The sequence below is a fragment of the Acinetobacter sp. YH12227 genome (genome assembly GCF_013417785.1).
Classification (GTDB): domain Bacteria; phylum Pseudomonadota; class Gammaproteobacteria; order Pseudomonadales; family Moraxellaceae; genus Acinetobacter; species Acinetobacter gandensis.
In genome coordinates, this window is the sequence record NZ_VPDH01000136.1 from 1 (window position 1) to 3844 (window position 3844).

Annotated in this window: 4 protein-coding genes and 1 other RNA gene; 3 read left to right on the top strand and 2 right to left on the bottom strand. The window is 39.6% G+C overall.

Translation table 11 applies throughout. The features are described from left to right. Window positions 1-269: 269 nt before the first annotated feature. Both pepP and FTV09_RS17210 read right to left on the bottom strand, forming a co-directional pair. On the bottom strand, window positions 270-1592 hold the full coding sequence (pepP, locus tag FTV09_RS17205; RefSeq protein WP_180058967.1) for a Xaa-Pro aminopeptidase: 1323 nt from the start codon (window positions 1590-1592) through the stop codon (window positions 270-272). A gap of 131 nt (window positions 1593-1723) precedes the next feature. Continuing rightward, the gene (locus FTV09_RS17210; RefSeq protein ID WP_180058968.1) at window positions 1724-2344 is read right to left on the bottom strand and encodes a UPF0149 family protein; all 621 of its coding nucleotides are present in this window, start codon (window positions 2342-2344) and stop codon (window positions 1724-1726) included. A gap of 64 nt (window positions 2345-2408) precedes the next feature. Between FTV09_RS17210 and FTV09_RS17215 the strand changes: the two genes are divergently transcribed. The 3 genes from FTV09_RS17215 (at window position 2409) to ssrS (ending at window position 3532) form a co-directional block, all read left to right on the top strand. After that, entirely contained in the window at window positions 2409-2960 is a 552-nt protein-coding gene (locus FTV09_RS17215) for a hypothetical protein (protein WP_067766083.1), read from the top strand. A 2-nt stretch (window positions 2961-2962) separates the two neighbouring features. Continuing rightward, window positions 2963-3250: a cell division protein ZapA gene (locus FTV09_RS17220; protein WP_067766086.1), complete on the top strand. Its 288-nt coding sequence runs from the start codon at window positions 2963-2965 to the stop codon at window positions 3248-3250. Between the two features lie 99 nt (window positions 3251-3349). Further along, window positions 3350-3532: non-coding RNA, 6S RNA (gene ssrS, locus FTV09_RS17225), on the top strand. Window positions 3533-3844: the final 312 nt, after the last annotated feature.

The window sequence follows — 3844 nt, forward strand, 5'->3', positions numbered from 1 at the left end:
ACTGCTGGCTTGGCAATGTTTTTACTTTTGAGTAGTTCATGCAACAATGATAACCGAATATGGCTTATTGATCGGTACGAAAAATAATCACTAAATTGGTTGTTTTTTGATTTATGCAAGAGATCTAGTTTCGATCTGATCAAATTGTTTATAAAAAAGTGTATTTTTATCTAACCAAATTTCTTTAATATTCATTAATTTCTCATTATTTTTTTATTTTTCTTTCTAAAACAAGCCGATCATCTGACCGGCTTTTTATTCACTGCGAATTACTGCGCCATCAAGGCTTCAATATCTTCAACTGACTTCACTACAGCAGCAGTTAATACACGTGGGCCATTTTTCGTCGCTACCACATCATCTTCAATACGAATGCCAATACCACGCCATTTTTCATCTACAGTTTCATCATCCGGTGCAATATAAAGACCCGGTTCAACCGTCACGACCATACCTTCTTCATAGGCACGCCATTCACCGTCTTGCTTGTATGAACCGACATCATGCACATCCATACCCAACCAGTGACCTGTACCATGCATATAAAACTGACGGTAAGCTTCTTTTTCAATGATCTCGTCAATATCGCCTTGCATAATGCCAAGATCAAGCAAACCTTGAACCAAAATACGTACAGCAACATTATGTGGTTCTTTATAAGAGTTACCAATTTGAACTGCATTAATTGCAGCAATTTGTGAATCTAAAATCACATTGTACAAAGCTTTTTGTTCAGGACTGAATTTGCCATTCACAGGGAAAGTACGAGTGATGTCGGACGCATACAACTGATATTCACAAGCCGCATCAATTAAGACTAAATCACCATCTTTAAGTTCTTTGTTGTTTTCAACATAATGTAAAATACAGCCGTTTTCACCGCCGCCAACAATACTGTTATAAGACGGCACACAGCCATTTTTACCAAACACATAATTCAGTTCAGCTTCCAAAGCATATTCCATCATGCCCGGTTTAACGGTTTGCATTGCACGTGTATGTGCTTCTGCTGAAATATCCGATGCGATTTGCATCATTTCAAGTTCATCTTCAGATTTGTGCAGACGCATTTCATCAACAATACGATCAAGCTGAATCACCTGCGCAGGTGCACTTGCACCCTTTCGTGATTCACCGCTTGCAGTTGCAATCCATTTAGCAACGCGTGCATCAAAATCAGCTTGCTGACCAATACGATAAAATAATTTATCTTTATTTTGTAATTTTTCTAAAATTTCTTCATCAAGCAAATCGATTGCATAAGCTTCATCAGCTTCATAATCATCGACTGCCCCATCTACACCCGCACGATAACCATTCCAAATTTCCATTTCACGGTCACGTTCGCGGCAGAATAAACTGTAGCTATATCCTTCTTCTTCCGTATCAAAAGTTTCAATAACAGCAACCGCTTCAGGTTCTGCAAAACCTGTTAAATAAAAGAAACTACTGTCAGCTCGAAATTTATAATCTGCGTCGCGGTTACGCATGGCTTCTTTGCTCGTGGCAATAATTGCAATACTACGTAGTCCCATTTCACCTGCAAGGATGTCACGACGTTCTTGAAAATCCGCTTGAGTTAATTTCTTCATTTAAATACTTCTTATACCTGCTGGCTGATATTGTTTAAATTTTGATTCAATTGAATATGAATCTGTCAATCTATGCGAGGCATGTATAAAACCACGTAATACCTCACACAGATATAAGCAAAATTAATGCCTTAGCTTGGGCGATTTGGTGTAAACATTTCTACCACATTATTTGCCTCAACTGCAGAGACTTTTTTACTCACCACTTGTAGTAAAGGTGTTTCATCTACAGCTACTTTGGTGCGGCCCATAGACAAACTCACAGGAATTAAACGAACGAATTCGTATAACTCTTGGTAGCTTTCTTCACCTTCTTCATCATTGTCTGAATCTTCAAACTCAACCGCTGCCACATCTTGCAAGTGTTCGATTAACTCTTGTTCATTGGCACGTAAATGACCAGAAGCTAAACCGAAACCTAACACAACACCTGCACACCAGTCCGCTAATGCCTCAACACGCTCTGGTAAAAGGTGTTCATCGTCTGGCAATAAAGGAAGATAGTCTAATTCGTCATCTGAAAGAGAGTGAGCAACGTCTTCCGCTTCTTCAGTTAACAAAGCTAACGCTTCTTCGTTTAATTCTGGCACATCGAGTGTCGCCAATATCTGTTGCCACTCTTCACGGCTTGGTGGTTGTGACACACAAACTATACCTGTGAGTAATCCATGTAACTCACTTGGGCTTGAAATTTCTTCAATTTTAGAAAAATTGTGGGACCAATCTGACCAACCTGAAATATCGTCTTGCATTCGTTTATCCAATCTCTATACTTCGTATATATTACCTTTGTTTGCAATACTGTGCGACTACGTTATGTTAGAAGAATTACAGCGTCTCCAGGCGCATATTAGCGTTTTAAAAACGCGACTTGCGCAATTTGAAAGTGAAAATGATGCTCTGAATGATCAAAAAAATTCATCAGATGAACAGCATCATGCTCAAATTGTGCAAAAGAACGGCATTATCACCTCGAAACAAGAAGAAATTGAAACCCTGAATGAGCAATTGACTGATTCGCGTGCTCAACTTCAACAACTGAATACTGATGCGACCGCATTAGCAGATCGTTATAGCCGCCTTGAAAAAAGCTGCACAGATTTAAAAAATCGTTTTCAGGAAATTTTGGCAGAACGTAACGAGCTACGTATCATCAAAGAAAAGATGCAAAACGAACAGCGTCATGCTCAACAAGAAATTCAAGGTTTGCAGCAAGAACGTGAACGTTTATTGCAAAAAAATGAACACGCGAAAGCAAAAGTTGAAGCCATTATTCAACGTCTAGCCATTTTAGGTACCGCTCAGGATCACCACGCACAGGAAATCCAGCAATTGGCGCATCCGACTGAAACAAATGAGGAAGCATGAGCATGAGTGAACAAATTGCAGTAGATTTAAAAGTACTCGGCCACAGCTTTCGTCTTGCAACCACGTCAGATCAACAAGCGGATTTAGAACGTGCTGCACAGCTACTCAATGACAAGTACGATGAATTTCGCCGTAAGGCACCACGTATGGAGCCGAGCAAGCTCATCATTATGGTCGCGCTTGAGTTGATGCAAGAAGTGCTGTCGATGAATAAGAGCTTGCAGGAATATGCCAATTGCGAACTTTTGTTGCAAAATATTTTAGAACAAGTTGAAGAATTAACTGAATAATCGGTGGTTTAGTGATTATACTTTGCCCGATTGCTTCATTTTAAACGCTTTGTCTGCGTTTGGTGATTTGCCAAAAACACTGAATTCGTTATACTGAGCACATCTCTGAGGTGTTCGCCAGCTAGGTCTAATCCCCTGCCGATACTTAAACTTATGGATGTGTTCTGTATATTCTGAGCGTATGCCCTCCTTGTGTGGGAAACCCAGCGAGTGTACGTCGCGTCCACCTTGAACTCATCGGGTTCAGGGTCACGACATTTGCAGCGGCATCTTCGGAGTGTTTATTTGTTCTTTTATTTAAATAACTATAATCAAAAAATTAAATTGTCTTTTTATCTCTTTTTCTAAGTTTTACCTTTTTCACTTGATATCTGCTCTAGTGCTAATTGTGCTTTATCAAGTTGTCGATCCATTTCGGGTAATGCTTGCCGTAAATATTGTATAAATCCTATTCCTTCTTATTGGGTCACGGCTTTGTTGCACAAAGATTTGAAATGCAAAGCGCCCCTAATTGAGCCAAATTTAAGGCGTAACTTGGGTAAGTGGTCGACCTAATTCCGTAAATCTGTTAAGAACTGCTACACGTGCATGGAT

Bases quoted from the DNA above. Each gene is read 5' to 3' on its own strand.
- pepP (WP_180058967.1), bottom strand. From the start codon at position 1,592: ATGAAGAAATTAACTCAAGCGGATTTTCAAGAACGTCGTGACATCCTT.
- FTV09_RS17210 (WP_180058968.1), bottom strand. From the start codon at position 2,344: ATGCAAGACGATATTTCAGGTTGGTCAGATTGGTCCCACAATTTTTCT.
- FTV09_RS17215 (WP_067766083.1), top strand. From the start codon at position 2,409: ATGTTAGAAGAATTACAGCGTCTCCAGGCGCATATTAGCGTTTTAAAA.
- FTV09_RS17220 (WP_067766086.1), top strand. From the start codon at position 2,963: ATGAGTGAACAAATTGCAGTAGATTTAAAAGTACTCGGCCACAGCTTT.